Source organism: Hymenobacter rubripertinctus (genome assembly GCF_003583925.1).
In the GTDB taxonomy this organism is placed as follows: Bacteria; Bacteroidota; Bacteroidia; order Cytophagales; family Hymenobacteraceae; genus Hymenobacter; species Hymenobacter rubripertinctus.
Genome location: NZ_QYCN01000045.1, coordinates 12,775 through 38,287 on the forward strand (window position 1 = coordinate 12,775; position 25,513 = coordinate 38,287).

Below are 25,513 nucleotides of genomic sequence, written 5' to 3' on the forward strand. Positions count from 1 at the left end.
TTCTAGGCGGCTTTTTTGCTTTTAAATCAGAAGATCATACATTCGGCCATTCTATTACAATTCTGATAATTTCATGGAGCTTATCGATCAACTTACTAATCTCGCTTCTCGGGTGCAGAAGCAGTTAACCCACATTCAGACGGAGGAAGCAACCAAAGCGGCGCTGATAATGCCGTTCATCAATGCGCTCGGTTACAATGTGTTCGACCCGACTGAAGTTGTGCCGGAATTTATCTGCGACATCGGTACGAAAAAGGGCGAGAAGATAGACTACGCCATCATGCGGGATGGCAAGCCCATTATTCTCTTTGAGTGCAAAAGGGTGGGGGGTGACCTGACGATTAATAACGCCAGCCAGCTATTTCGCTACTTCCACGTCACGGAGGCCCGCATTGCCATTCTAACCAACGGTTCTACTTACAGGCTGTTTACCGATCTGGAGCAGCCAAATAAGATGGATGAGCGGCCTTTTATGGAATTTGATTTGTTCAATTTCCACGAAAATGATATTGCTGAAATTAAGAAGCTCAGCAAGCCTGCTTTCAACATTGATGATATGTTGTTTGCCGCGTACAACATGAAGTACATGCGGGCTTTCAAGAAGTATTTTGATGAGCAGTTCAACCAGCCTTCGACCGATTTTATCAATTTTGTGTCGAAGCAGGTTTATGATGGCGTCCTGACTTCCAAGCTGAAAGACCAGTTCAGTGCTTTGGTGCATCGTTCATTTCATCAGTTTCTGAACGACAAAATCACCATGCGGCTGCGGTCGGCCATGGTAGAAACCAACAGTAGCATGATGGTGGCTGAAATACCCGCCGCTCCTGTAGCTACTTCCGCGACTTTAGCCGCTGCCGTAGAATTGGATGATAAGGAAATTGAAACTACCGTGGAAGAAACGGAGGGTTTTATGATTGTGCGGGCTATTCTGCGCAAAATGGTGTCCGTAAACCGCGTAGTCATGCGCGACGTGCAATCGTACTGCGGAATTCTGCTGGATGACAACAACCGCAAACCTATTTGCCGCCTGCACTTCAACGGTAGCAAAAAGTTTGTAACCGTGTTCGACATAGAAGGCGGAGAGCGGGTGAACATTAGCTCTTTAGATGAACTGTACGAGTTAGCCACGCGCATCCGGGCCGCTGTACAACGCTATGAGAAGAAGCCAGCAGAAACTCCGGTAATAGACTAAATTTGCCCACCCTCGAAGTCCTGACCCTCATCAACGCCCCACCAGAGCGCTGCTTCCGGCTGGCCCTGAGCGTAGACCTGCACGCCATTTCCACCCGCCAGACCGGCGAAACCATCGTGGCCGGCGTCCGCAGCGGCGTGCTGCAACCCGGCGACTCCGTGACGTTCCGGGCCCGGCACTTCGGCCTCTGGCAGACGCTCACCAGCAAGGTTACGGAATACGAGGCCCCGCGCTACTTCTGCGACGAAATGCAGCGGGGCGCGTTCAAGCGGATGCGGCACGAGCACCATTTTGAGGCCCGGGGTTCGGGCACGCTGATGCGCGACGTGTTCGAGTTTGCCTCGCCGCTGGGCTTCTTGGGCCAGGCCGTGGACGCGCTGGTGCTCCGGCGCTACCTGCGGCGGTTTCTGGTGGCACGGGGCCGGATGCTGAAGGAGTACGCCGAAACCGAGGCCTGGCGCACGGTGATGCCGGCCGGGTAAGGGCCGCCTGCCACCCGAAACATCTGCCGAAACCCGGCGGTTGCACAAGCGCCGGGCGAAGCTGCCCTGGCGCAACCCGCCCCTCCATGTCCAAAAATTCCACCCCGCCCATCGTTCTGTCCGCCGCCGATATCGACCGGGTTATTGAAATGGGCTGGGAAGACCGCACGCCCTTCGACGCCATTGAGGCGCAGTTTGGCTTGGCCGAAAAGGATGTTATTGCCCTGATGCGCCGCGAAATGAAGGCGTCCTCGTTCCGGATGTGGCGGGCGCGGGTGACCGGCCGGGCCACCAAGCACCGCGCCCTGCGCCCCGCCGATGTGAACGGCTTCAAAAGCGACCAGCAGCGCAGCATTTCCCTCAACAAAATCAGCAAGCGCTAGCGCGGCTGCCGCGCCCTCCCCGTTCTGCCATGAGTACGCACCTGCGCAAACTGCACGCCGGCCAGATCCAGCCCGAAGCTGCCGCCGCCCCCGAAATCAGTTTTCCGACCCGCTACGAGGCTATTCTGGCCCGCATGGCCGCCATCGACCCAGGCCGTTACGGCCGCTCGCGTAATTTTCTCAACGGGGCGCTTACCTACCTCTCGCCCTACCTGAGTCGGGGTGTCATCAGCACCCGGCAGGTCTACGACGCCCTGCTGGCCCGGGGCTTTGCCTTCCACGACATGCAGAAGCTGGCCAGTGAGCTGGGCTGGCGCGACTTTTTCCAGCGGGTGTGGGAGGCGAAAGGGGAGGATCTGTTCACCGACTTGCGCCAGCCCCAGTCCGGCGTGGCGCACCGGCAGCTACCGGCGGCCCTGCCCGCGGTTAGCACCGGCATTGCGGCCGTCGATGCCCACATCGGCCGCCTCTACGCCACCGGCTACCTGCACAACCACCTGCGCCTGTACGTAGCCAGCCTGGCCTGCAACATTGGGCGGGCGTACTGGGCGGCGCCGGCCGCCTGGCTCTACTACCACTTGCTCGATGGCGATTTGGCCAGCAACACGTGCAGCTGGCAGTGGGTGGCGGGCGCGTTTGCCAGCAAGCCCTACTACTGCAACCAGGAAAACATCAACCACTACACCGGCAGCCAGCAGCGCCACACCTACCTCGACGTGGATTATAGCGAGCTGCCTACGCTACCCGTGCCCCCGGCGCTCCAGGCCACCGTCGTGCCCGATTTCACCACCGCGCTGCCCGTTACGCCCGCTCCGGTGCTTGATCCGGCGCTGCCGCTGCTGCTCTACCACAGCTACCACCTCGACCCGCAGTGGCGCGCCAACGAGCCCGCTAACCGGGTGCTGGTGCTGGAGCCCTCGCACTTCCGGCGCTTCCCGGTGAGCGAAACCGTGCTGGCTTTTATTCAGCAGCTGGCCCTCGATAATATTCCCGGCGTGCAGGTATTTGTGGGCGAAGTGGCTGAGTTGACACAGCTGGCCCAGGTGCCCGCCATTTACACCCGCCAACACCCCTCGTCGGGGCACTATCCCGGCACCCACGACGCCCGCGCCTGGCTGGTGCCGGAAGTGACCGGCTACTTCCCCGGCTTCTTCAACTACTGGAAAAAGTGCGAAAAGGTGCTGCGCCGGCAAGTGGTAAGGTAGTAGGACCGTAGCGCGAACCGAAGGACAGCGAAGCCAAGCGCCAGCTTCGCGTATCGTTGCTGACTACTGACGGATTTTATGTGTGTCGTGGCGTGTAGCAAATTGCCTACTTTTGGCCTCCTGTTTTGCCGCCCGACCGTTTCTGGAATAGTTTGATAAACTGCCTGGAAGCTGGTTCGGCCCACGTTTTCGCTACTTCGACCTATGCACCAGTACCACACCCTGCTCCAGCACATCCTCGACCACGGCACGCCGAAAACTGACCGTACCGGCACCGGCACGCTCTCGGTGTTCGGCTACCAGATGCGGTTCGATTTGCAGCAAGGCTTCCCGCTGGTGACCACCAAAAAGGTCCACCTCAAAAGCATCCTCCACGAATTGCTCTGGTTTCTGCGCGGCGACACCAGCAACCAGTCGCTCGAAGCGGTGGGCGTGAGCATCTGGCGGGAGTGGGCCGATGAGCACGGCGAGCTGGGTCCCATCTACGGCCAGCAGTGGCGCAGCTGGGCTACGCCCGACGGCCAGAGCATCGACCAGATTGCCCAGATGGTGCACCTGCTGCGCACCCAGCCCGACTCGCGCCGCATGGTGGTGAGTGCCTGGAACGTGGCCGAGCTGCCGCTCATGCGCCTCACGCCCTGCCACGCCCTGTTCCAGTTCTACGTGGCCGATGGCCGGCTCAGCTGCCAACTCTACCAGCGCTCGGCCGACGTGTTTCTGGGCGTGCCCTTCAACATTGCCTCCTACGCCCTGCTCACCCTGATGATGGCCCAGGTAACGGGCCTGGAACCCGGCGAATTCATCTGGACCGGCGGCGACACGCATTTATACAGCAACCACCTGGAGCAGGCCCGCCTCCAGCTTACCCGCGAACCGCGCCCGCTGCCCCAGATGCGCCTCAACCCGGCTGTAACCGATGTTTTTTCGTTTCAATACGACGACTTTACCCTGGAAAATTACAATCCTTGGCCCGCCATCAAGGCCCCGGTAGCAGTGTAGGTGGTGGGGCCAAACGGCGGGCTGAGCCTGGGCCGCTACCAGATTGGGCGGGGCGGCAAAACTGCTCAGCCTCATCCCGGGCGTAGGGGGCGCACCTGCATGAGAGCAGAAGGCAACGCCCGGGAGACTGAGCCGTCCGGATTATCCACCATTCTGCCGTTGCGTAGGCAGGTTGTTTCAGAAACCAGGCGTCTTCCCTGGAGTTACCCACTGGCTTTGTGCGCGCGGGCCATATTACCTGACGGCCCGTCCCTCATCTTCCGCACTGCCCGAAACCCGGCCCTTGCGGCTGAAGGTGGATTTACCAAATCGGTACGTGAAGCGGGCGGATAGCTGCTGAACATTGCGTGTTTGCATGATATCCACATCGATGCCATTGAACTGGCTGTAGAAGGCCTCCCGGTACGTGTTCGATAAGTCGGCGGCCGTTACCTGCACGTTCCCCCTGCCCTTGAGTACCGGCTTCTGGAAGCTCAGATTTATCGTACCCGAAGCTCGGGCACGATAAATCTGAGCGGCGCTGGGCGCGTTATAGGTATAGCTGACCTCCAGCGTCATGCTCTTGGGTAGCGTAAATATCTGCTGACCATTCGCCAGTAGGCTCCAGGCTTGGATACCAATGGTGGCTCCATCGAAGTTGGACGACGTTTTTGTGTGGAAAAGCACGGCCGTATGCTGCATCCTCCACCATGTGGTCAGGTGCGTAGGCGCGGTCAGCGTGAGCGTAACATCCCGCACCCGGTCCAGGTTGGCCCGGGTATACCGGATTACCCGGGCTTGCTCGTTAAATCAGGCCATAAGCATGAAACCGTTTTGAGAAAAATACATCTAAGAATAGGACAAGCCTCGTAGATGGGCGCATGAGTGTTACCCCATCTGCGCCCGCTTCCGCCCCCGGTCTTTCGCGCGAACACCGCGCCTGGATTGCGTTATATTCCTTGCAAAACAACTTTCCGGACCGTCAGCAGGTGCTGGTCCAGAACAATGTGACGGAGGACGATTTGAGCGAGTACACCCCCAGCTGGCTCCAGTTGCGGCGGCACCACTTGCTGCGGCGGCGCTGAAAAATTGCCACTTTGGGAAAGGGCAAAGTTCAAGAAGGGCGGCAAAATCCAAGTAGATAAACGGCTGCGTACCTGAGGCATGGGTTGAACTTCTACCTCAATAGCTTCTGTTATGGTCCCCGCTTTTATTGTTGCCAAGGCCCTCTGTGCCCGCCATCGGGCTTTTATCGCCCTGTATTCGCTGGATGCCGGCCACCGCAACCCCGCTGAAGTGCTGCGTCAGAACAACGTGACTGAGGACGACTTACACCGGTACTTTGACAGCTGGTTTGAGATGCGCTGCCGTATTGGCGGTCCTGTGGCCTGAGAAACGGGAACGGTAGCCATTAGTCAGCTACCGCTGGTTCAACCCGCCCGATCTGCCCGGCGCAACGCTGCCAGAACCGGGTGCTGATCTGAAGCAAACGAATTTTGTCCGACGCGCAGTACGGGCCGGATACCGGCCACGTTAGCCGTGAACACGGCTTCGGCTGCCAGCAGTGTGCCCGGCGCGTAGAGGCCTTCAAACCAGGGAATACGCAGTTTTTCGGCAACCCTGCGCAAGTGGGCCAGACGAGTACCCGCCACACCGCCCGCTGTTTCGGCCGGCACGTACACGGCCCCATCCCGGACCCAGCCCACGGCTGCGGCCCCGGCCTCGGCCACGTAGCCCTCGGCCGACAGCAGCAGCAACTCATCGAGGCCGCGCTGCTCCCGCTCCCGGGCCGCCAGCACGTAGAGCAGCGCATTAGGGCCCTTGCAAAAAGCAACCGGAGAAAAGGCCGTTCGTACGGTTGTGGAGAAGTCTGCCGCGGCCGCAGGGGTTTCCCGGGCTTCAAAGGCCTGAGCCGTGGCCAGCCATTCGGCCGCCGTTGTGGGGGGGGCGTAAAGGCCGGCGCCCGCCCGCCAAAGCTGTACGCGTATCCGCTGGGCCGGGGCGCCGGGCTGGGCTGCTACCAGCCGGGCCACGGTGGCCGTCAGGGCTTCCGCCGTGGCCAGCGCCAAGGGCAACGCCAGGCCCAGGACGACGGCGGCGCGGCGCATCCGGGCCAGGTGATGGGGCAGGTAGCGCACATGCCCGTCGGCCCATATTATTGTCTCGAAGAACCCGTCGTTGAAAAACAGGCCCCGGTTGGGCAGCGCCAAGCTACCCGCAGGCAACAACTCATCATTCAGCAGCATCATGCCGGCAAAGTAACCCGGAAAATGCCGTCAGTTCCAGAAAAAAAAGGGGTTGAACGAAGTCGTTCAACCCCTTGCGCCAGCACTTGGTACAGATTGGGTGGCCGCCGCTATTGCAGCTGCACGCGGCGGGTAACGGTGCCCTCTGCATAGGTAACGCGCAGCAGATAGATGCCGGCGGGCAGCTCTGCCAGGGACAGGGTGAAGGGTACGCTGCTTGCCAGGGCCAGCTGGCGTACCGGGCGGCCCAGCGCGTCGAGCAGTTCGAGCTGCCGGGCGTGGGCGGTGGGGGCCAGGGCCACGTGCAGCTGGCCGTGGGCGGGCACGGGCCAGGCGGTGGTGCGCTCGGCCACGGCGGCGGGGGCGGCTACGTGCAGCACGTTGGGGGCCACCAGGCGGGCCAGGGCCATGCTCAGCTGCCCGCTCACGCTGGTAAACGAGCCGCCGATGATCAGGCTGCCATCGGGCTGGGTGAGGATGGCGCGCACGGTGCTGTTGGGCACGGCCGTGGCCCCGAACGAGGCATCGGGGCTGCCATCGGGCAGCAGGCGGGCCAGGTTGGCGGGTGTCGTGGGTGAGGCAAAAAGCCCTCCCACCAGAATGCGGTTGTTGGGCTGCACGGCCACACTGCTCACGGTTCCATTGCTGGCGGGCGGCGAAAACCCGGTGTCCAGGGAGCCGTTTGGGTTCAAGCGGGCCAGGTTGCTTAGGCCCACCCCATTGAAGCCGGCGAAACTACCACCAACCAGCACTTTGCCATCGGTTTGTAGCGTAAGCGTGTTAATCCGTACTGCAAACAGGCTGCCCGTGGCGGTTGTGAAACTACTGCTGGAAAAAGTAGGGTCCAGGCTGCCGTTGGTGGCGTAGCGTACAAGGCCCGTATAACTGGAACCCGTAGCCGCCCTGAGCCTGCCGCCAACTACTAGTTTGCCATCCGCCTGCAAAGCCATATGGGAGAACGTGAGCAGGCCATCGGTGTTCGTCGTTGGGGAAAGGGCAAACGTGGGGTCATAACTGCCGGTGCTGGTCAGGCGCACGATGCTCGTGCCGGTAGAACTGCGGAAGTTGCCGCCCGCCAGCACCCGGCCATCCGGCTGCAAGAGCAGGCGGGTGACAGGACCAGAAAAACGGGCAGCGGCAAAGCTGTTGTCCGGGCTGCCGCTGGGTAGGTAGCGGGCTACATCCGGGCCGGCGGCGACGAGCACCCTCCCATCAGACTGCCAGGCCAGGTCGTAAACGGGCTGGTTCAGGGCATTACGGGTGTTGTAGGTGAAGGTGGGGTCCAGGCTGCCATCGGGGTTGAAACGCGCCAGGCGGCGGGCCTGCTGCCCGTTTACTTCCGAGAAATTGCCGCCGGCCACCAGCTTGCCATCTGCCTGCCGGAGTAAGGCATTGACCGTGCCGGATACCTGAATGACTGGCTGAAAGGTCGCATCCAGGCTGCCCGTCGTCGTGAGGCGGACCAGGGGTTGGTCCAGGGTTGCGCCGAAACTGGTGAACGCGCCGGCTTCCAGGAGTTGGCCGTTGCGCAGCAGGGTAAGGGAGCTGGAAGAAGAAGTAGCGTCATTCACGGCATTGTACGACAGGTCCGGGGTCCCGTTACCGTTCAGGCGCATGACGGGCCGCTCGAAAGTGGACCGGATCAGGATTTTACCATCGTTCTGTACCGCCAGCGCGTCGCCGTAGTAGCTGCTGAGAGAACCGATGGCGAGCGTACCCGGGAAGAAAAAGCTGTTGTCGAGGGCTCCGTTTGCCAGCAAGCGCAGCAACGGGGTCGGGGTGCCGGAACCGGAGTTCGTACTCAGGTAACCCACGACCAGCACCTTGCCATCAGGCTGAATCGTGAGGTTATCGACGCCTGAATACAACTGGAGCGGCGAAGCGAAGGACGTGTCGAACGAGCCGTCGGCATTCAGGCGGGCCAGCCCGTTGCAGGAGAAGCCGTTGTACGTTTCGAAGTAGCCGCCAATCAGAAACTTGCCGTTGGCTACCGGCACTACGGTCAGCACCTCATCGTTGGCCCCGGTTCCCGGCCGAAACGTTGCGTCCACCGAGCCGTCGGCGTTCAGGCGGACCAGGTGGTTGGCCGGCACGCCATTGAACTGGTCGAAAAAACCAACGGCGAGCATCTGGCCGTTGGCCAGGGGCAGCACGTCATCGAGGCCCGCGTAGTCGCCATTGGCGAAAGCAGGGCCGCTGCCCGCGTCGAAGCTGGGGTCGCCACTGCCATCGGCGTTCAACCGGAGCAACCCACCTGCCCGCACAACTCCCCCCGCCTGAAGGGCGGAATTGGTGAAGCCCACCAGCAGGTACTGCCCGTTGCTTTGGAGCCGCGCACGATAGGCCACCGCATTACTGCCCACCTGCTGATTGAAGGCCGCGTCGAGGGTGCCGTTGGCGCTGAAGCGCACGAGGCGCGGGACAACCGTGCCGTTGACGCGCGAGAAGTTGCCGACGGCCAGCAACTTCCCGTCGGGCTGCTCCGTGACCGAGTACACGGTGCCGGGCGCGTACACGTTGGGCGCGGCGAAGGTGAAGTCCAGCGCCTGCGCCTGAACCGTTGAAGTGCCAGCTACGCTGCCAAGTACTAGCGCGCTAAAATAGAGGTGAAGGGTTTTCATATGGGAAAGAGAAGAAAAATATAAACAATCGAAGCTACTCTGGTCGCTTAGTGCTACTTATCGGTTACAGTCCTGGATAAGCAGTATTTCTCGGCCCCGACCCTACACCAGTGCGAATCGTTTGCCGGGCAGCGCCTTCAGCAGGCCCCGAAACTCCAGGCTCAGCAGCAACCCGGCCACCTGGTGCACGGGCAACTGGGCCTTCCAGGCCAGCGCGTCGAGGTGCTCCTCGCGGCCCGGGGCAGCTTGCAGCACGGCGAGTAAGCCGAATTCTTCGGCCGTAAAATCCAGTGGGTCGAAGGCTTTGGGGGCTTTGGGGCGGCCACTCAGGTGCAGGGCCAGATCCCAGTTGAGGAGCTGCTCGATGTCGCGGGGCTCGGAGTAGAGGGCGGCTTTGTTGCTTTTGATGAGCTCGTGGCAGCCTTCGGAGGCCACCGAGCCCAGGAGCCCCGGCACGGCCAGCACGTCGCGGTCGTAGCCCTGGGCCAGGTCGGCCGTAATCAGGGCCCCGCCTTTTCTGGCCGCTTCCACTACCACGGTGCCATCGGCGAGGCCCGCAATAATGCGGTTGCGCTGCGGAAAGTTGTACTTGTCGGGCGGGGTGCCGAAGGGAAATTCGGTGAGCAGGCCGCCCTGGGTGAGCATCTTTTCGGCCGTTTTGCGGTGCACGGCCGGGTACATGATGTCGAGGCCGGTGGCCATCACGCCCACCGTTTCCAGCCCTTCCTGCAAAGCGGCGCGGTGGGCGGCAATGTCGATGCCGTAGGCCAGGCCGCTGATAATGAGCGGGTGGTGAGCGGCCACCCCTTTGATGAGCCGCTCGGTTTGCTCGCGGCCGTAGTCGGTGGCCTGGCGGGTGCCCACCAGGGCCAGGGTTTTAGGCTGGTTGAGGTCGGCCGTGCCCTGGTAGTAGAGTAGCACCGGCGCATCGGGCAGCTGCTTGAGCCGCACCGGAAACTGCTTGCTGGTGTAGAACAGCAGCTGCACGCCGTCCTTTTCGGCCCGGCGCAACGTGGCTTCGGCCTGGTGCAGGGCTTCGGTGCGGGCCTTGCCCGTGAGCATGCCCACCGTGGCCGGTCCTACGCCCGGAATCTTGAGCAGCTTGCCCGCCGGCAGGTGCAGGGCGTTGCGGGCCGAGCCGGCGTAGCTCATCAGCTGCCGCGTCAGCTGCGGCCCCACGCTGGGGAACAGCGTCAGGGCTACTTCGTGGAGAAGGGTGTCGTTCATATAGTCGCCTCACCCCCTTGGCCCCGCTCCGGAAAGAAGAGGGGCCCCCAGCCTTTGATTGTCAAAAGCCAGTTGCCGGGAGCATAGAAAGGATAATTCTTAAAAAACTAAAAACCAGTTTCCCCTCTCCCGAAGGAGAGGGGGCTAGGGGGGAGGTGCATCAGCCCAGGGTCTTGCCGATGGTGTCCAGTTCCTTTTTCATGGTGACCATAAACTTGCGAACCTTTTCCAGGCTCTGAATCACGTCGATTTTCTCCTTGAGCTGGGGGCCTTTCTGCTTGAGCAGGTCGCGGGCCCCGGGGATGGTGTAGCCGCGCTCCTTCACCAGGTGGTAAATGGTGCGGAAAATATCGATGTCCTGGGGCGTGTAGAGGCGGTTGCCCTTCTTGCTTTTGCGCGGGCGCAGCTCGTCGAACTCGGTTTCCCAGAACCGGATCAGCGAAGGCGCCACGTTGAACTGCTGGGCCACTTCCCCGATGGTGAAGTACTGCTTCTCGATTTCGCGGTCTTTGTAGGGCATAGCACCAAAGGGCGAAGCTGCCTTCGCACGGCTTAATTGAATGGAAGCGAACCGAACGGGCCACCACCGAAAAGCGGTAACCGGCCGCTGACTCACTCCCAGGATAGGAACAACCGCAAGCTAAGACTTCGGCCACGAATTGCGAAATGCCCGGTTCAACCCGAGCCGGACGCGGAGTGCTAGAATTGTTTCCTTAATATTATTTATTTGTTAAATAATTATACTAATTTAATTATTAGTTCCCTCTGATTCGCTGCCTTTAGCTGTTTGCCATGAAGAACATCCTTACTTTCTGGGTTCGGTATCAGCTCTTCTGGCTGCTCTTTTTTAGCCTTTCGCGGGCCGCCTTCCTCCTTTACCACCTGGACCGCACCGCTCCGATAGCGACGCAGCTGCTGGGCCGCGCGTTCCTGCACGGGCTGCGGCTGGATGTGTCGGTGGCCGCCGGGCTCACGCTGCTGCCCACGCTGCTGCTGGCGGGCGCGGCCCTGGTGCCGGGCCGCCTGGTGCGGCCCCTGCTGGCGGTCTACACGGCCGGGCTGCTGCTGCTCATCAGTCTGCTGTCGGTGGCCGATCTGGAGTTGTACAACGCCTGGGAGTTTCGCATCGACAGCACCTTTCTCAAGTATGTGAACACCCCCGACCTGATGCTGGCCTCGGCCAAATCGACGCCGCTGCTGCGTTTGGGCGGTTTGCTGGTGGCGTGGGTGCTCGGCCCGCTGCTGGCCTACCGCTGGCTGCTGCACCCGCTGGCCGCCCGGTCCGGCGCGCCGGCCCCCCCGGCCGCCGAACTGCCCCGGCTGCTGCTGGGGCTGGCGTTGGCCGCAGGGGCTGCCGCCGGACTGGCAGCCGGGCTGGCCCCACTGTTTTTTTCGCGCCTGTTTGTGGTGGTGGCTTTCCTGGCCGTGCTGGGCGCGCTGGTCCTCGTGGCGGCCTATTGGCGGACCCGTCCGCCGCTGGTGCTGCGGCCCCTGGGCGGCGGCCTGCTGCTGGCGGCCCTTCTGCTACTGCTCATGCGGGGCAGCTTTGCCCAAAATGGGGCCTTGCGCCAGAGTAGCGCCTATTTCTGCAACGTGCCCTTCGCCAACCACCTGGCCCTGAACGTAGGCTGGAATTTCTGCGACTCCTGGAGCCGCAAATCGTACGCGCGCCAGAATCCGTACCTGTTCTTCGCGCCCGATACGGCCCGCCGGCAGGTGCGCAGCCTGTATCAGCGGGCGGCGGCCGCTGCACCGCCGCGGTTGCTGCGCACGAGCCGGCCCAACGTGCTGTTTATCGTCTGGGAAAGCTTCACGGCCAAATGCGTGGAGCCCCTGGGCGGCGTGCCGGGTGTTACGCCCCGCTTCGCGGCCCTGTGCCGGGAAGGCATTCTCTTCGACCACCTGTACGCCAGCAGCGACCAGAGCGACAAGGGCATGGTGGCCCTGCTCAGCGGGTTTCCGGCCCAACCCACCACGTCCATCATGGAAATTCCTGGCAAAAGCCGCCAGCTGCCCGTGCTCTGCCAGGATGTGGAGCGGGCCGGCTACCGCACCAAATTCTACCTGGGCAGCAACCTGAACTTCACCAACATGCGCTCCTACGTGTCGTCGTTTCAGGAAGTGGTGGATGAAAACGCGTTCAGCCGCCACGAGCGGAACGCCGAGTGGGGCGTGCACGACCACGTGGTATTCGACTACGTGCTGCGCGACATCAACCGCCAGTCCCGGGCCAGTGCGCAGCCGTTTTTCCGGGCCATGTTCACCATCAGCAGCCATCCGCCCTTCGACGTGCCCATGCCCACCGTATTCGCGGGTACCGACGACGACAGCCGGTTCAAAAATTCCCTCTACTACACCGATAAAAGCCTGGGCGACTTCATTGCCCGCGCCAAACGCCAGCCCTGGTGGGAGAATACGCTGGTCGTTATTCTGGCCGATCATGGCCTGCCGCTGCTGCCCTACCAAAACCAAGCCCAGAACTACCACATTCCCATGCTCTGGCTCGGCGGTGCCCTGGCCCGGCACGACACCGTGGTGCACACCGTGTGCTCCCAGGTCGATGTGGCCGCTACGGTGCTCAGCCAGCTGAACCTGCCCACCCAGGCCTACCCCTGGAGCAACGATATTTTCCGGCCCCGCGCTGCGCGGTTCGCTTATTTCGCCACCAGCAGCGACGGGTTCGGCTTCGTCGCGCCCAACCGTCAGTTTGTGTTCGACAACCACCAGCGCCGGGTAATCTGGCGGCAGGGGGCAGTGGTGGCGGCCGACGTGGCCCAGGCCCAGGCCTATGAGCAGCTCTCGGTGCAGGAATACCTGGACAAGTAGGCCGAGTGGCCGCCACCGTCCGGGGCAGTGGGAGCGGGGCGTTGGGTTCTTCAGAGGAAGTAGGCTAACTTTGCCCGAAGCCCTTCGGGGCGCTCCTGGCTGCCATTTTTTGGGCCGCCGTATTCTACTGAACCCCTCTCGATCTGCCGGGCCGCTGCCTGGCGTACCCCTTATGGCCCTTCCGACCGCCTCCCACGTCCGCCAGCAGTTTCTGGATTTCTTCGCCTCCAAGGGCCACCACATCGTGCCCTCGGCCCCGATTGTGGTTAAGGACGACCCCACGCTGCTGTTCATCAACTCGGGCATGGCCCCGTTCAAGGACTACTTCCTCGGCAACAAGCCCGCCCCCTTCAAGCGCATCGCCGATACCCAGAAGTGCCTGCGCGTATCGGGCAAGCACAACGACCTCGAAGAAGTAGGCTACGACACCTACCACCACACCATGTTCGAGATGCTCGGCAACTGGTCGTTCGGGGATTATTTCAAGAAGGATGCCATTGCCTGGGCCTGGGAATTGCTCACCGACGTGTTCAAATTGGACAAGGACCGCCTCTACGTCACCTACTTCGAGGGCGACAAAACCGACGGCCTCGGCCCCGATACCGAGACCCAGGCGCTGTGGCGCACCTACACCACCGACGACCGGATTCTGCCCGGCAACAAGAAGGATAACTTCTGGGAAATGGGTGACACCGGCCCCTGCGGACCCTGCACCGAAATCCACATCGACCTGCGCGACGCGGCCGAGCGGGCCGCTAAACCCGGGGCTGAATTGGTGAATGCCGACCACCCGCAGGTAGTTGAAATCTGGAACAACGTGTTCATGGAATTCCAGCGGCTGGCCGATAAATCGTTGGTAAAACTCCCTGCCCAGCATGTAGATACGGGCATGGGATTCGAGCGTTTGATGATGGCCGTGTCGGGCGTGAAATCCAACTACGATACCGACGTTTTCCAGCCCCTGATTCAGTTTATTGCGAAGGAAGTTGGCATCGAGTACCACGGCACCGCCCCGGCCACCGTGACTGACCAGCCGGCCACTGAAAACGAGAAGACCGACATTGCCATCCGCGTCATTGCCGACCATATCCGCACTATCGCCTTCACCATCTCCGACGGCCAGCTTCCTTCCAACGTGAAGGCTGGCTACGTTATCCGGCGCATCCTGCGCCGGGCCGTGCGCTACGCGTTTTCGAGCCTGAACCAGAAGCAGCCGTTTTTGTACAAAATCGTGCCCGTGCTGGCCGACCAGATGCGCAGCATCTTCCCCGAGCTCAAGGCCCAGCAGCAGTTCGTGCAGCGCGTAATTGAGGAGGAGGAAATTTCATTTTTGAAAACCATCGACCGGGGACTAAGGATACTGATTGACCAAATCAGTATGATGTTTAATAATTTCAATAACAAGGCTCATAATTCTGTTATTAAAGTTTATGAGGGTTTCTCGGACGAATCATTTGGCGGAAACCTTATGGTAAGGCTGAATTATAACTTCAAAGTTGAGGCACTACAAAATGCCGGAATACTAGACAACACGGAGTTCGATTCTGCATTACGTGGGCTCAACAATGAAGAAACATTATTGCTAAAAAAGCTTGCAGAAGCGTTTGTTAACACTGAGGATACTAGGAAAAGTATTCCTGGTGATTCTGCCTTTTTCTTATCAGATACGTTAGGATTTCCATTAGACCTTACGCAATTGGTCGCAATGGAATATGGTGTTTCTGTTGATGAGGCGGGCTTCGATGAAGCAATGGCGGCCCAGAAAAACCGCTCCCGCAATGCCCAGGAGGCCGAGCAGAGCGACTGGACCATCGTACGCGAATCGGAGGAGCAGCCCGCCTTCGTGGGCTACGACCAGGATGAGGCTCCGGCTCGCATCCTGCGCTACCGCCGCACCGACCGCAAGGGCAAAACCGAGTACCAGGTCGTGCTCGACCAGACCCCGTTCTACGCCGAGTCGGGCGGGCAGATCGGCGACACGGGCTACCTGGAATCTCCTGTGAGCAAGGTGCGCGTGCTCGATACCAGGAAGGAAAACGACCTGATTGTGCACACCGTGCTGGAGCTGCCCGAGGACCTGGAGGCCGAATTCCTGGCCCGCTACGACCACGCCCGCCGCGCCCAGATTATGCGCAACCACACCGCCACGCACCTGCTGCAGGCCGCGTTGCGCGAAATCGTGGGCTCCCACGTGGCCCAGAAAGGCTCGTTGGTGAACGAGAAGCTGCTGCGCTTCGACTTTAGCCACTTCACCAAAGTTACCGACGACCAGCTGCGGCAGGTGGAAACGCTGGTCAACCAGCGCATCCGGGAGCAGATTCCGCTGGATGAGCGCCGCAACGTGCCCATCGACGAGGCCAAGAACCTGGGCGCCACGGCGTTGTTTGGCGAGAAGTACGGCGAGTTCGTGCGCGTCATCACCTTCGACCGCGACTTCTCGGTGGAGCTCTGCGGCGGCTGCCACGTGCGCACCACCGGCGACATTGGCTTCTTCAAAATCACGAGTGAAAGTGCTGTGGGCGCGGGCGTGCGCCGCATCGAGGCCGTGACGGCTGAGGCCGCCGAAACCTTCGTAAACCAGCAGCTGGACCTGCTGGCCCAGGTGCGCGAGGCCCTTGGCAACCCCCAGCACCTGCTGCCCGGCATCGAGAAGCAGACCGAGGAAATTGCCACCCTGCGCAAGCAGATCGAGCAATTCGCCCAGCAGAGCATCAACCAGCAGAAAGACCAGCTGGTGGGCCAGGTGAAGGCCTTGCACGGCGTGAACTTCCTGGCCGCCCAGGTGCAGGTAACCTCCGCCGATGGCCTCAAAACCTTGGCCTTCCACCTCCGCCAGTCGGTGCCGAACCTGGTGGCCGTGCTCGGCGCCGAAATCGACGGCAAGCCCCAGCTGGCCGTGATGCTGGCCGACGAGCTGGTGACGGCCGGCAAGCTCAACGCCAGCACCTTGGTGCGCGAGCTGGGCAAGGAAATTCAGGGTGGCGGTGGTGGCCAGCCGTTCTTCGCCACGGCCGGCGGCAAAAACGCGGCTGGTTTGGCGGCTGCCATTGCCAAGGCCGAGGCGCTGGTGGGGGAGAAGCTGGCGTAAGGAACGCAACACTATTTTGCCCACCGCGAAAAAATGATGCGCGCGTGATGTAACAAAATGGGATGTAACAATTTAAATTGTTACATCCCATTTTGTTACATCACGCGTTGCCACCCGAATTGCCAATGCACTATTTGAGTAATTTTTGCCGTACGGCAAGGTCAACTGCAACAATGCCAAGCCGCGGAGTGTGGCATCTCTGCATCGTGTAGTCGGTTGTCTGGCCGCCCCCGCCGGGTGGGGGGGCCCCCCCCCCAATACGTTCAACAGCATCTGAGGGGGCATGAGCAGCACCGATAGTTGGCAGTGTGAGCGGAAGGCAATACTTTTAGTGGCCGATTCAGCAGGTTCTGCTGCGCGCCGTTTTATAGCAATGATTAAGCAACTACTGTTAGGTAGCCTGTTCTGGTTACTCGCCGGCCTGCGACCCGCCGCCGCCCAAACCCTCACCGAGTACTACGCCAGCCAGTCCAGCAACCACAGCAGCTTCGGCTTCGGGGAGGGGCGCGCGCTCCGGGCCGACACCGTGCAAGGAGCCAATGGCGCGGCCGTGCTTTCGCGCTACTATGCATCGGGGCAGAAGCAGGAGGAGGTTTTCTTCCAGAACCTAAGCAGGGGCGAAGTGCATGGTACCCATACCCGCTGGTTTGCCAATGGACAGATCCAGACGCTAGAGGAGTACGTGCATAACCAGCGTCAGGGCCCGCTACTGACCTACTACCCATCGGGCCAGCTGCGCCGCCGCGCTGAATACCAGGAGGGAAAGTTGATGCAGGAAACCTGTTTTTCGGCGGAGCGGCAGCCCCGAGAGTGCGTCGACTATCTGCGCTTCCCCGAATACCCGGGCGGCCTGATGAAGCTGCTGACTACGATTCGGGACCGAACAACTTATCCGCGCCCGTTGATTCGGCAGGGGATTACCGGTAAAGTGCGGGTTGATTTCGTGGTTGACAAAACCGGCACCGTGCAGCGTGCCCGGGTGGTGGAAAGCGTGAATCCGGCGCTGGATGCCGAGGCCCTGCGGGTGGTGAACAGCCTGCGCGGCTGGCAGCCCGGCCGCCTCGACGGGGAGCCGGTGGACGTGGAGTTCTCGCTGCCCGTTACCTTCGCCATCCGCTGATTTTCCTTTATTGAGTTCTATCTTCTCTTAGCTTATGCGCTTTTCTATTCTCCTGCTGACCGCTGGCCTGCTGATAGTTACCATATCCGGCATGGCTCAAACTTCCCCCATCGAATCGGTGCTCTTTCAGGGAGGCACCGATCAGTCCGCCGTCTCGCCCGAAGAGGCCGTGTACCGGGTACACCGGACGGAAGTGCCGGCGCGAACACGCCTGGACAGCCTTTTTTACGTGGCTTCCAAGCGGCTGGCAATGGTGATAATTACTACGTGGCAACCCACCGGCGACACGCTGACCTTGGTGGAGGGCTGGCGGGCCAACGGCAAAAGGAGTTACTCCCGGCCTCAGTTGGGCCATAAAACTCACGGCGAATATTTGGGCTACGACGCGCAGGGGCGCTTGCGCGAAAAGTCTGCCTACGCGGAGGGTAAAAGAGTCGCGACGGAATGTTATGGCGAAACCGGGAGCCCGAGCCCCTGCGGCGACTACCAGTACACGGAAAAAATGCCGGTCTTTCCGGGCGGTCAGCAGGCCCTGCTGTCCTACATCGGCCGTAGCATCCGCTACCCCGGTAAAGCGCTGAAAGAACGGCGGCAGGGCAGAGTCTTCGTAACCTTCGCCGTTGATGAAACCGGCCGGGTACGCGACACACGGGTGGCGGAAGGTATTTCGCCGGAGCTCGATGCGGAGGCCCTGCGCGTACTGAGAGGGCTGCCCCGCTTCGAGCCCGGTCAGCAAAATGGGGAAGTGGTGCCCGTTTATTTTACCGTGCCCGTCACCTTTTCTATCAAGTAATTTCCGCCATTTCAATTTAACCTATGCGCCTTTCTACTCTCATCCTAACAGCCGGCCTGCTCACGGGCCTCGCTACCCCGGCCGCCCGCGCCCAGACGTTTACCGACCCCGGGAGCTACAACAACTTCATCGTGAACGAGCAGCGCACGATGCTGCGCAAAAACCTGCGCTACATCAGCAAGGCGGCCCACTCCGACAACGAGAAAAAAGTAGAAGCCCGCCGCCTCGACGTGGTGAAGCAGAACGAAGTCTCGCTCAAAGCCTTGGCTAAGCTACCCGCTTTCGAGGGTGACAAGGACTTCAAGGAAAATGCCACCGAGGCATTTTATCAGATGCTGAAGGTGTACTCCGTCGATTACAAGCAGATTGATATGCTGGCCGCCACCCGCACGGCCACCGTGGAAAATATGGAACGCTACTTCCAGCTTCAGGAAGTAGCCGATGCCAAGCTCAAAATGGTGAACGACAGCGTGAATGCAGCGCAAAACCGTTTTGCCCGGCGCCACGGCATGACGCTCAGCAAAAGCGCCGAGGACGACAAGCTGGAACAATACCTGGTGCAGGTAAACGAGGTGAATGCTTACCAGCACCAAGTGTTTCTGGCCCAGTTCCGCATCGAGAAGCCCAGTGCCCGCCTCACCGACGCCATCAGCGCCCAGGATGCCGCGGCGTTTGAGGCCGCCCGCGCGGCCCTGCAAACCGACGCCCGCACGGCCCTGGCAGCGCTGGCCACCATTCCGGCCTTCCGGAGCAAAGACGGCCAGTACCGCGACGCGGCCCGCAACCTGGTGAAATTCTACGACGGAATGTGCGCCGACCAGTTCGTGAAGATGACCGACCTGCTCACCCGCAAGGACAAGCTTACGGCCGCCGACGTGAAGCTCTTCAACGGCCTCATCAACCAGTACAACACCCAGAACCAGAAGCTGGTGGCCGCTTACAACCAGGCCGGCAACAACTTCCAGGCTGCCTACGTGCCGGTATTCAACGACTGAGTGAACGGGTTTTCGCTGCCAACAATAAGAACGTCATGCTGAGCGGAAGGAAGGATTCTCTCACGTAACAACGATCCGTGCTCACGTGAGAGGATCCTTCCCTCCGCTCAGCATGACGTTCTTAATTGTTGGCAATTGGCAACCAGTACTGGCAACCGGCAACTGGCTATTCAGGCTATCCTGGTTACCTTAGCAGCCACAATCAGCGACATCAGCCGCGAAACCAGCGGTACTCTGCGATTCAATGGACGACAACATCAAAGCCAAATACCAGCCCGTCATCGGCTTGGAGGTGCACGCCCAGCTGCTCACGCGCAGCAAAATGTACTCCTCGGATGAGAACGAGTACGGCGCCCTGCCCAACCACAACCTGAGCGTGATTACGCTGGGCCACCCCGGTACGCTGCCCAAGGTGAACTACTCGGCCGTGGAATTCGCCATGAAAATGGGCCTGGCCACCAACTGCCACATCCGGCGCGACAACCTCTTTGCGCGCAAAAACTACTTCTACCCCGACCTGCCCAAGGGCTACCAGATCACCCAGGACAAAACCCCCATCTGCCACGACGGGCACGTGGAAATCCGCCTGGCCGACGGCTCAACCAAGCAAATCGGCGTCACGCGCATTCACATGGAGGAAGACGCGGGCAAGAGCATGCACCTGGCCGGCGAAGTGGAAACGCTCGTGGATTTGAACCGGGCGGGCGTGCCGCTGATTGAAATCGTGAGCGAGCCCGACATCCGCACCTCGGAGGAAGCCTACGCCTACCTGGCCGAAATCAAGAAGCTGGTGGAGTACCTGGGCATCTGCGACGGCAACATGGAGGAAGGCTCTTTGCGCTGCGACGCCAACGTGAGCGTGATGCTGCACGGCGCCCCCGAGTTTGGGGTGAAGGTGGAGGTGAAGAACATGAACTCCTTCCGCAACGTGCAGCGGGCCATCGAGTACGAGATTGAGCGGCAGATTGCGCTGGTGGAAGCCGGCGAAATCATCGACAGCGAAACCCGGGGCTTCGACGCGGCCACCGGCACCACCAACGGCCAGCGCAGCAAGGAGACGCTCAACGACTACCGCTACTTCCCGGAGCCCGACCTGCCGCCCGTTATCATTGATGATGCCTGGCTGCACCGCATCCAGCAGCAAATGCCCGCGCTGCCCCAGCAGCTCTACGCCCGCTTCACCGGCGAACTGGGCCTTTCCGACTACGACGCCTCGGTGCTCACGGCCGAGAAGGACGTGGCTCTGTACTTCGATGCGCTGACCCGCCTCACGCCCAACGCCAAAGCGGCCGCCAACTGGGTAACTGGCCCCGTAAAGGCGTTTCTGAATGAGCGCGCCCTCACCCTCGACCAGTTCCCGCTCACCACTCAGCACCTGGCCGATATCATCGGGCTCATCGACGCGAACAAGGTGGGCCAGTCGGTAGCCAGCAAGCAGCTGTTCCCCTACCTGCTCGATAACCCGGCCCAAACTGCCGCCGCCGCCGCCGAGGCCCAGGGCCTGTTGCAGCAGCCCCAGGACAGTGGGGCGCTGGAAGCCATGATTGCGCAGGTATTGGCCGCCAACCCGGCCAAGGTGGCCGAGTATCGGGCCGGCAAAAAGAGCCTTACCGGCATGTTCATGGGCGAGCTGATGAAGCTCACGGGTGGCAAAGCCGACCCCAAACTGGCCAACCAGCTCCTGCGCCAGTACCTTGACGCCTAGCGTCTCAGGGCCGCGTATCAGGCAGTGAGCCAGTAGACATGGGTTATTTCAACGACGCCACCGGCCCGGCCGATGGCGTCGTTGCCGTTTGAATGCGCGTCTGCTGTCACTTGCCCCGAGGCGGGGGAAAGCGCGTCGGCAAAACCAGTATATTACCCGCTGCTACCTACGTTCCCTCTCATGCGCGGCTTCTGCTTCGGACTTCTGTTTCTCCTGCTGTCGGGCGGCTGTCAGCGCCTGGGCGCGCCGGCCGAACCCGGTGCCGCCACGGCCAACCGCCAGGATACCCGCCCTCCGGCCCCGGATTTCACCCTGCCCACGGCCGCCGGCGACTCGCTCACGCTCAGCAGCCGGCGCGGCAGCTTCGTACTGCTCGATTTTCGGGCCGCCGACTGCGCCGATTGCCGGGCCGAAAACGCCAACCTGCGTAAGATGTACGGGCAGTTCCGGAGCCGGGGTCTGGCCATCGTGAGCGTGTGGGCAAATTCCGACCCGGCCGAATGGCGGCGGGCCGTAGCCGCCGATTCGCTGGCCTGGCCCCAGGTGCTCGACCGGCCGGCGAATCCGGTAGCGCAGGCCTACGCGGTGGATGCCCGGCCCGCCACCGTGCTGCTCGACCCCCACGGCCACGAGCTGGCCCGTAACCTGCACGGCCGCGACCTGGGCCAGAAGATAGCGGAGTATATTCCGCTGGATTAGGAGCGTGGGCAGCTACGCCCGTGATGGTCGCTCGAAAAGGTGACGGTGGTGTTAGGTGTCATTGCCTGGGAAAGCCCCGTTGAAGTAGCCGCGCCAATGGCTGCCATAAGTGGCGGGCGGGCAGGGGAACCGTTCGGGCAGGGTGGGGGTTAGGGCGGGGCTGGCAAATTCGACTGAATTAGGCAACTTGCGGTCCGTTTGTTTGTCCTTTGCCCCATACCCCGGCCCATCGCGGGCCGGTTTGCTCCCCGATTGATGACCCACATGAAGAGCCTGCTCTATTTTGGTGCCCTGCTGGGCATGACCAACGCCTGCAACAAGAACACCCCGCCCACCACCACCGGCAATACCCCGGACGCCGCCGGTTACCAGCTCAGCGGCCAGCTCCGCAACGCGCCCGCCGGCACCAAAATATACCTGGCCGAACTGGGCGAAACCCAGTTCGTATCCCGCGACACGGCCACCGTGGACGAGAAGGGTCAGTTCAAATTCAGCGGCACCGTGCCCGAGGCTGGCCTGTATCAGGTAAGAACTACCGACCAGAACCAGGCCCTGGTGGTGCTCAGCAACGGCAGCCGCGTGGAGCTGACCGGCGACGCCCAGCAGCTGCCCGCCACCTACACCGTGAAAGGTTCCCCCGATTCGGAGCTGCTGCGCACCATCAACCAGCAGCTCTCGGCCAGCCAGCAGCAGCTGCAGCAGCTGATGCCCCGCCTGGAGCAGCGCTACGCCGCTGCCGCCCAGGCTGGCCGCACCGATTCTATGCAGGCCATCCAGCAGCAGGCTCAGGCCCTCCAGAGCCAGGGCCAGCAGCAGGTGTTGCGCCTGATTCGCCAGAACCCGGGCTCCATCGTGTCGGGTTTCGTGGTGGCCAACGTGCTCAACCCCGACGAGAACTTCGCCCTGGCCGATTCGGTGGCCACCCAGCTCAAAGCCAGCCAGCCCAACTCCCGCTACACCAAGAGCCTGGTGACGCGCCTGGCGGGCCTGCGCACCACGGCCCTGGGCTCCACGGCCCCCGAAATCAGCCTGGCTACGCCGGCCGGCCAGCCCCTGGCCCTCACCAGCCTGCGCGGCAAGTACGTACTCATCGACTTCTGGGCCAGCTGGTGCGGCCCCTGCCGCCAGGAAAACCCCAACGTGGTGCGGGCCTACAACAAGTACAAGAACAAGGGCCAGGGCTTCGAAATCTACGGCGTGAGCTTCGACCAGGACCGGGGCAAGTGGCTCAAGGCCATCGAAGCCGACCAGCTCACCTGGAAGCACGTTTCGGACCTGAAAGGCTGGGAATCGGCCGCCGGCCAGACCTACGGCATCAAGTCCATCCCGGCCTCCATTCTGCTCGACCCCCAGGGCCGCATCGTGGGCAAAAACCTGCGCGGCGCGGAGCTGGAAGCCAAACTGGCCTCGGTGCTGAAGTAGGGAACAGGCTTAGGCAAGCACGTCATCCTGACGCAGGAAGGATCCTCTCCCGTAGAAACGAGCCGTTGTAGTGGCTGCTCTTACGGGAGAGGATCCTTCCTGCGTCAGGATGACGTGCGTTTTTGTGCCTACACCCCAAACATGCGCTGTACGGCTTGCCAGAGCTTCTTTTTGCGGCCGTCGTCGTATTCGAGTATTTCTATTTCGCTGGCTCCCAGGAAGGCCGTGTCACCGTAGAGCAGGACGGGCTCGTAGGGCTGAGTGGTGTACACGGCTACGTCGAGCAGGTTTTTGCCGAAGGCCAGGAACTGCCGGGCCGCCAGGTGCTGGCGCAGGCTGCACAGGGCCACCGGGAATTTTTCGTGCTCCACGTTCACCAGCACCACGTCTTCCATAATCAGGCGCAGGGCCTTGAGCAGGTTGTTGAGAAACACGTTGCGCGGTAGCTTGCGGAACTGGTCGGGCGAAACGCGCACCAGCACCACGAGGCCGCCCGCGTTGCTGCCCAGGGTGGAAAACGGTACGCCCGCCACCGGCGACTGGGTGGGTGTGGGCTGCACCCGCCCCGGCTGGGAGGGCGGCGCGGCCGGGGCCGCCGGCAACGGACCCAGCGTGAGCGTCACGGCCGCCCGCTTGGCCGGCACAACAGCGGCAGCCGGCGGGGTGGTGGCCGCTGCTGGTGGCACCGAGGCGGCCGCCACAACCGGAACGGCTGGGGGCAGCGCTGGTACCGGCGGTGGTGTCGCAACTACTGGCGTTGTCGGAACTGCGGCGGAAGGAACCGAAACAGGGGGGGGCAGCGCAGCGGCGGTCGGAGTTGGCACAGCGGGCGGCCTGGTAGCGGCGGCTGGTGCCACGGCCGGTGCGGCGGGCGGCAGCGGAGCCGGCTGTAGCATCGGGGGCACGCTTGGGGCCGCTACCGCCGCCGGTGCCGTGTCCGCCGCCGGCTCCGCCACCACGTACAGGGAAGCCTCGGTGTAGAAGTTCTGGTAGAAGGCGAGGGTGGCAGCGTTATCCATACAAATCGGCAAAAAGAAAGCGAATGGGCAGTGCCCGGCCCGCAGCCCGGCGGTCCTAACCGGCGGAACAGCCGGGTGAATAGGAATGACGTTCCTGTTTTTACGCACTACGCACTACGCACTACGCACTACGCACTACCCGACGAGTCTTCTTCGGCGGCTTGGGCTACCAGGTCGAAGAGGGCTTTAAGCTCGGTGGCGTCCTGGGGAGCCATGCGGCCGCCCAGCACCAGGCGGAGCTGGCGGCGGCGCAGGGCTCCGTCGTAGAGGGCCACTTCCTCGGGCGTTTCGGCAATGGCGTCCGGCACGTCAATCGGGCGGCCCGACTGGTCTACGGCCACGAAGGTGAAGAAGGCTTCGTTGGATTTTACCTTGGTGCCGTTCGGGATGTCCTCGGCCCACACGTCGATGTGCACTTCCATGCTGGAGCTGAATGAGCGCGTGACCTGGGCTTCGAGCGTCACTACGCTGCCCAGCTTGATGCCCTGCCGGAACGAGACGTTATCGACCGAGGCCGTAACGACGATGCGGTTGGAGTGGCGCTGGGCCGAAATGGCGGCGGCTACGTCCATCAGGTGCATCATGCGGCCGCCCATCAGGTTGTTGAGCGTATTCGTGTCGTTGGGCAGCACCAGCTCGGTCATCCGAACGAACGAGTCTTTTACGGGCTTTTGTTTGCGCAGCATTATCGGGTAGTTGAAATCAGCGAAGAAAGAGCAAAGGTAAGCGGCGAATGAGTGACTCATTCACCAACTCATTCCCCGCCGCCCCAGCCGGCTTTGCCCAGCAGGGGCACGAAACGGAACTCTTCCAGCTCCTGGCGCGAAAATGCGTCCTCACTTTCGCGCACCACGCGCAGCATCCGCTGGCTGGTTTCGTCGCCCACGGGAATAATCAGGGTGCCGCCGATGCGCAGCTGGCGCAGCAGGGGGCGGGGCAGGGTGGGCGCGCCGGCCGTAACGATAATCTTATCGAAGGGCGCGTGCGCGGGCAGGCCCAGCGAACCATCGCCGCAGAACAGGTGGGCCGGGCGCTGCAGGGCGGCCAGGCGGCGGGCGGTACGCTCGAACAGCACCGGGTTGTACTCGATGCTGAACACCTGGGCCGTGAGCTCCAGCAGCACGCAACACTGGTAGCCCGAGCCGGTCCCGATTTCGAGTACCTGATCCTGGGGCCGGATGCCGAGCAGCTCCGTTTGGTAGGCCACCGTGTAGGGCTGGGAAATCGTCTGGCCCTCGCCGATGGGAAACGCTTTGTCGTGGTAGGCGTGGGGCTGGAAGGCCGAGGCGAAGAACTGGTGGCGCGGCACCGCACCGATGGCGGCCAGCACCCGCTCGTCGCGGATGCCCTTGCGGCGCAGCTCTTCCACCAGCGCGCGGCGCATTCCTCGATGGCGATACGTATCAGCGTGCATGGCAGGCGGGAAAAAAGCGGCCGGAAATCGGCCGGGAAGCGGCGACAATATCGGCCGGCGGCCGGATAGCGGGTATTTCCTACCTTTGCCCAGCTCCG

The 25,513-nt window shown here is 61.9% G+C and carries 22 protein-coding genes and 1 pseudogene; 15 read left to right on the top strand and 8 right to left on the bottom strand.

What is annotated here, in order from left to right:
- Nucleotides 1–73: 73 nt before the first annotated feature.
- From D0T11_RS19490 to D0T11_RS19510, 5 genes are all read left to right on the top strand, one after another.
- On the top strand, nt 74–1,192 hold the full coding sequence (locus D0T11_RS19490) for a type I restriction endonuclease (protein WP_119657489.1): 1,119 nt from the start codon (nt 74–76) through the stop codon (nt 1,190–1,192).
- Between the two features lie 2 nt (nt 1,193–1,194).
- Complete coding sequence (locus D0T11_RS19495; protein WP_119657490.1) at nt 1,195–1,674, top strand: SRPBCC family protein; 480 nt, start codon at nt 1,195–1,197, stop codon at nt 1,672–1,674.
- Nucleotides 1,675–1,760: 86 nt separating this feature from the next.
- Nucleotides 1,761–2,057, top strand: a complete 297-nt coding sequence (locus D0T11_RS19500; protein WP_119657491.1) for a TIGR03643 family protein — start codon at nt 1,761–1,763, stop codon at nt 2,055–2,057.
- Nucleotides 2,058–2,086: 29 nt separating this feature from the next.
- Nucleotides 2,087–3,262: an FAD-binding domain-containing protein gene (locus tag D0T11_RS19505; protein WP_119657492.1), complete on the top strand. Its 1,176-nt coding sequence runs from the start codon at nt 2,087–2,089 to the stop codon at nt 3,260–3,262.
- 204 nt (nt 3,263–3,466) lie between these two features.
- The gene (locus D0T11_RS19510) at nt 3,467–4,261 is read left to right on the top strand and encodes a thymidylate synthase (protein ID WP_119657493.1); all 795 of its coding nucleotides are present in this window, start codon (nt 3,467–3,469) and stop codon (nt 4,259–4,261) included.
- 234 nt (nt 4,262–4,495) lie between these two features.
- Here the strand turns inward: D0T11_RS19510 and D0T11_RS19515 are convergent.
- Nucleotides 4,496–5,032, bottom strand: a pseudogene (locus D0T11_RS19515) (outer membrane beta-barrel protein); the annotation flags it as partial.
- Between the two features lie 167 nt (nt 5,033–5,199).
- On the opposite strand from D0T11_RS19515, the gene D0T11_RS23420 reads away from it, so the two are divergent.
- Complete coding sequence (locus tag D0T11_RS23420) at nt 5,200–5,325, top strand: hypothetical protein (RefSeq protein WP_262682277.1); 126 nt, start codon at nt 5,200–5,202, stop codon at nt 5,323–5,325.
- Nucleotides 5,326–5,437: 112 nt separating this feature from the next.
- Entirely contained in the window at nt 5,438–5,632 is a 195-nt protein-coding gene (locus D0T11_RS19520) for a hypothetical protein (RefSeq protein ID WP_119657495.1), read from the top strand.
- A gap of 38 nt (nt 5,633–5,670) precedes the next feature.
- On the opposite strand, the gene D0T11_RS19525 is transcribed toward D0T11_RS19520, so the two are convergent.
- The 4 genes from D0T11_RS19525 to D0T11_RS19540 form a co-directional block, all read right to left on the bottom strand.
- Nucleotides 5,671–6,489 carry an aminotransferase class IV gene (locus D0T11_RS19525; RefSeq protein ID WP_119657496.1) on the bottom strand — a complete coding sequence of 273 codons (819 nt, stop codon included), beginning with the start codon at nt 6,487–6,489 and terminating at the stop codon, nt 5,671–5,673.
- A gap of 107 nt (nt 6,490–6,596) precedes the next feature.
- Nucleotides 6,597–9,107, bottom strand: a complete 2,511-nt coding sequence (locus tag D0T11_RS19530; RefSeq protein WP_119657497.1) for a T9SS type A sorting domain-containing protein — start codon at nt 9,105–9,107, stop codon at nt 6,597–6,599.
- A gap of 102 nt (nt 9,108–9,209) precedes the next feature.
- On the bottom strand, nt 9,210–10,334 hold the full coding sequence (gene dprA, locus D0T11_RS19535; protein ID WP_119657498.1) for a DNA-processing protein DprA: 1,125 nt from the start codon (nt 10,332–10,334) through the stop codon (nt 9,210–9,212).
- Nucleotides 10,335–10,494: 160 nt separating this feature from the next.
- Nucleotides 10,495–10,854, bottom strand: coding sequence for a MerR family transcriptional regulator (locus D0T11_RS19540; protein WP_119657499.1), 360 nt, complete (start codon nt 10,852–10,854; stop codon nt 10,495–10,497).
- 272 nt (nt 10,855–11,126) lie between these two features.
- Here D0T11_RS19540 and D0T11_RS19545 point away from each other — a divergent pair, with 272 nt between their 5' ends.
- From D0T11_RS19545 to D0T11_RS19585, 8 genes are all read left to right on the top strand, one after another.
- Nucleotides 11,127–13,160 (top strand): LTA synthase family protein, encoded by a 2,034-nt coding sequence (locus D0T11_RS19545; RefSeq protein ID WP_119657500.1) that lies wholly within the window; start codon nt 11,127–11,129, stop codon nt 13,158–13,160.
- Nucleotides 13,161–13,332: 172 nt separating this feature from the next.
- Nucleotides 13,333–16,248: an alanine--tRNA ligase gene (alaS, locus tag D0T11_RS23255; RefSeq protein ID WP_245991051.1), complete on the top strand. Its 2,916-nt coding sequence runs from the start codon at nt 13,333–13,335 to the stop codon at nt 16,246–16,248.
- Nucleotides 16,249–16,621: 373 nt separating this feature from the next.
- Nucleotides 16,622–17,368: an energy transducer TonB gene (locus D0T11_RS19560; protein WP_182888508.1), complete on the top strand. Its 747-nt coding sequence runs from the start codon at nt 16,622–16,624 to the stop codon at nt 17,366–17,368.
- Between the two features lie 91 nt (nt 17,369–17,459).
- Nucleotides 17,460–18,161, top strand: a complete 702-nt coding sequence (locus D0T11_RS19565; RefSeq protein WP_182888509.1) for an energy transducer TonB — start codon at nt 17,460–17,462, stop codon at nt 18,159–18,161.
- 23 nt (nt 18,162–18,184) lie between these two features.
- Nucleotides 18,185–19,156 carry an LIC11966 family surface protein gene (locus tag D0T11_RS19570; protein WP_119657503.1) on the top strand — a complete coding sequence of 324 codons (972 nt, stop codon included), beginning with the start codon at nt 18,185–18,187 and terminating at the stop codon, nt 19,154–19,156.
- A gap of 244 nt (nt 19,157–19,400) precedes the next feature.
- A complete protein-coding gene (gatB, locus tag D0T11_RS19575) occupies nt 19,401–20,861 on the top strand; it encodes an Asp-tRNA(Asn)/Glu-tRNA(Gln) amidotransferase subunit GatB (RefSeq protein ID WP_119657504.1) in 1,461 nt (486 codons plus the stop codon).
- 180 nt (nt 20,862–21,041) lie between these two features.
- Nucleotides 21,042–21,560 (top strand): peroxiredoxin family protein, encoded by a 519-nt coding sequence (locus D0T11_RS19580; protein ID WP_182888510.1) that lies wholly within the window; start codon nt 21,042–21,044, stop codon nt 21,558–21,560.
- 255 nt (nt 21,561–21,815) lie between these two features.
- On the top strand, nt 21,816–22,982 hold the full coding sequence (locus D0T11_RS19585) for a TlpA disulfide reductase family protein (protein ID WP_119657506.1): 1,167 nt from the start codon (nt 21,816–21,818) through the stop codon (nt 22,980–22,982).
- Nucleotides 22,983–23,110: 128 nt separating this feature from the next.
- Here the strand turns inward: D0T11_RS19585 and D0T11_RS22235 are convergent, their stop codons facing one another.
- The 3 genes from D0T11_RS22235 to D0T11_RS19600 form a co-directional block, all read right to left on the bottom strand.
- Nucleotides 23,111–24,001, bottom strand: a complete 891-nt coding sequence (locus D0T11_RS22235) for a hypothetical protein (RefSeq protein WP_147374744.1) — start codon at nt 23,999–24,001, stop codon at nt 23,111–23,113.
- 128 nt (nt 24,002–24,129) lie between these two features.
- Nucleotides 24,130–24,687 carry an acyl-CoA thioesterase gene (locus tag D0T11_RS19595; protein WP_119657508.1) on the bottom strand — a complete coding sequence of 186 codons (558 nt, stop codon included), beginning with the start codon at nt 24,685–24,687 and terminating at the stop codon, nt 24,130–24,132.
- A 68-nt stretch (nt 24,688–24,755) separates the two neighbouring features.
- Entirely contained in the window at nt 24,756–25,385 is a 630-nt protein-coding gene (locus D0T11_RS19600; protein ID WP_317127280.1) for a protein-L-isoaspartate(D-aspartate) O-methyltransferase, read from the bottom strand.
- Nucleotides 25,386–25,513 lie beyond the last annotated feature (128 nt).

Bases quoted from the DNA above. Each gene is read 5' to 3' on its own strand.
- D0T11_RS19565 (WP_182888509.1), top strand. From the start codon at position 17,460: ATGGCTCAAACTTCCCCCATCGAATCGGTGCTCTTTCAGGGAGGCACC.
- D0T11_RS22235 (WP_147374744.1), bottom strand. From the start codon at position 24,001: ATGGATAACGCTGCCACCCTCGCCTTCTACCAGAACTTCTACACCGAG.
- D0T11_RS19505 (WP_119657492.1), top strand. From the start codon at position 2,087: ATGAGTACGCACCTGCGCAAACTGCACGCCGGCCAGATCCAGCCCGAA.
- D0T11_RS19530 (WP_119657497.1), bottom strand. From the start codon at position 9,107: ATGAAAACCCTTCACCTCTATTTTAGCGCGCTAGTACTTGGCAGCGTA.
- D0T11_RS19570 (WP_119657503.1), top strand. From the start codon at position 18,185: ATGCGCCTTTCTACTCTCATCCTAACAGCCGGCCTGCTCACGGGCCTC.
- dprA (WP_119657498.1), bottom strand. From the start codon at position 10,334: ATGAACGACACCCTTCTCCACGAAGTAGCCCTGACGCTGTTCCCCAGC.
- alaS (WP_245991051.1), top strand. From the start codon at position 13,333: ATGGCCCTTCCGACCGCCTCCCACGTCCGCCAGCAGTTTCTGGATTTC.
- D0T11_RS19580 (WP_182888510.1), top strand. From the start codon at position 21,042: ATGCGCGGCTTCTGCTTCGGACTTCTGTTTCTCCTGCTGTCGGGCGGC.
- D0T11_RS19560 (WP_182888508.1), top strand. From the start codon at position 16,622: ATGATTAAGCAACTACTGTTAGGTAGCCTGTTCTGGTTACTCGCCGGC.
- D0T11_RS19520 (WP_119657495.1), top strand. From the start codon at position 5,438: ATGGTCCCCGCTTTTATTGTTGCCAAGGCCCTCTGTGCCCGCCATCGG.
- D0T11_RS19490 (WP_119657489.1), top strand. From the start codon at position 74: ATGGAGCTTATCGATCAACTTACTAATCTCGCTTCTCGGGTGCAGAAG.
- D0T11_RS19595 (WP_119657508.1), bottom strand. From the start codon at position 24,687: ATGCTGCGCAAACAAAAGCCCGTAAAAGACTCGTTCGTTCGGATGACC.
- D0T11_RS19510 (WP_119657493.1), top strand. From the start codon at position 3,467: ATGCACCAGTACCACACCCTGCTCCAGCACATCCTCGACCACGGCACG.
- D0T11_RS19500 (WP_119657491.1), top strand. From the start codon at position 1,761: ATGTCCAAAAATTCCACCCCGCCCATCGTTCTGTCCGCCGCCGATATC.
- D0T11_RS19540 (WP_119657499.1), bottom strand. From the start codon at position 10,854: ATGCCCTACAAAGACCGCGAAATCGAGAAGCAGTACTTCACCATCGGG.
- D0T11_RS19600 (WP_317127280.1), bottom strand. From the start codon at position 25,385: ATGCGCCGCGCGCTGGTGGAAGAGCTGCGCCGCAAGGGCATCCGCGAC.
- gatB (WP_119657504.1), top strand. From the start codon at position 19,401: ATGGACGACAACATCAAAGCCAAATACCAGCCCGTCATCGGCTTGGAG.
- D0T11_RS19545 (WP_119657500.1), top strand. From the start codon at position 11,127: ATGAAGAACATCCTTACTTTCTGGGTTCGGTATCAGCTCTTCTGGCTG.
- D0T11_RS19585 (WP_119657506.1), top strand. From the start codon at position 21,816: ATGACCCACATGAAGAGCCTGCTCTATTTTGGTGCCCTGCTGGGCATG.
- D0T11_RS19525 (WP_119657496.1), bottom strand. From the start codon at position 6,489: ATGATGCTGCTGAATGATGAGTTGTTGCCTGCGGGTAGCTTGGCGCTG.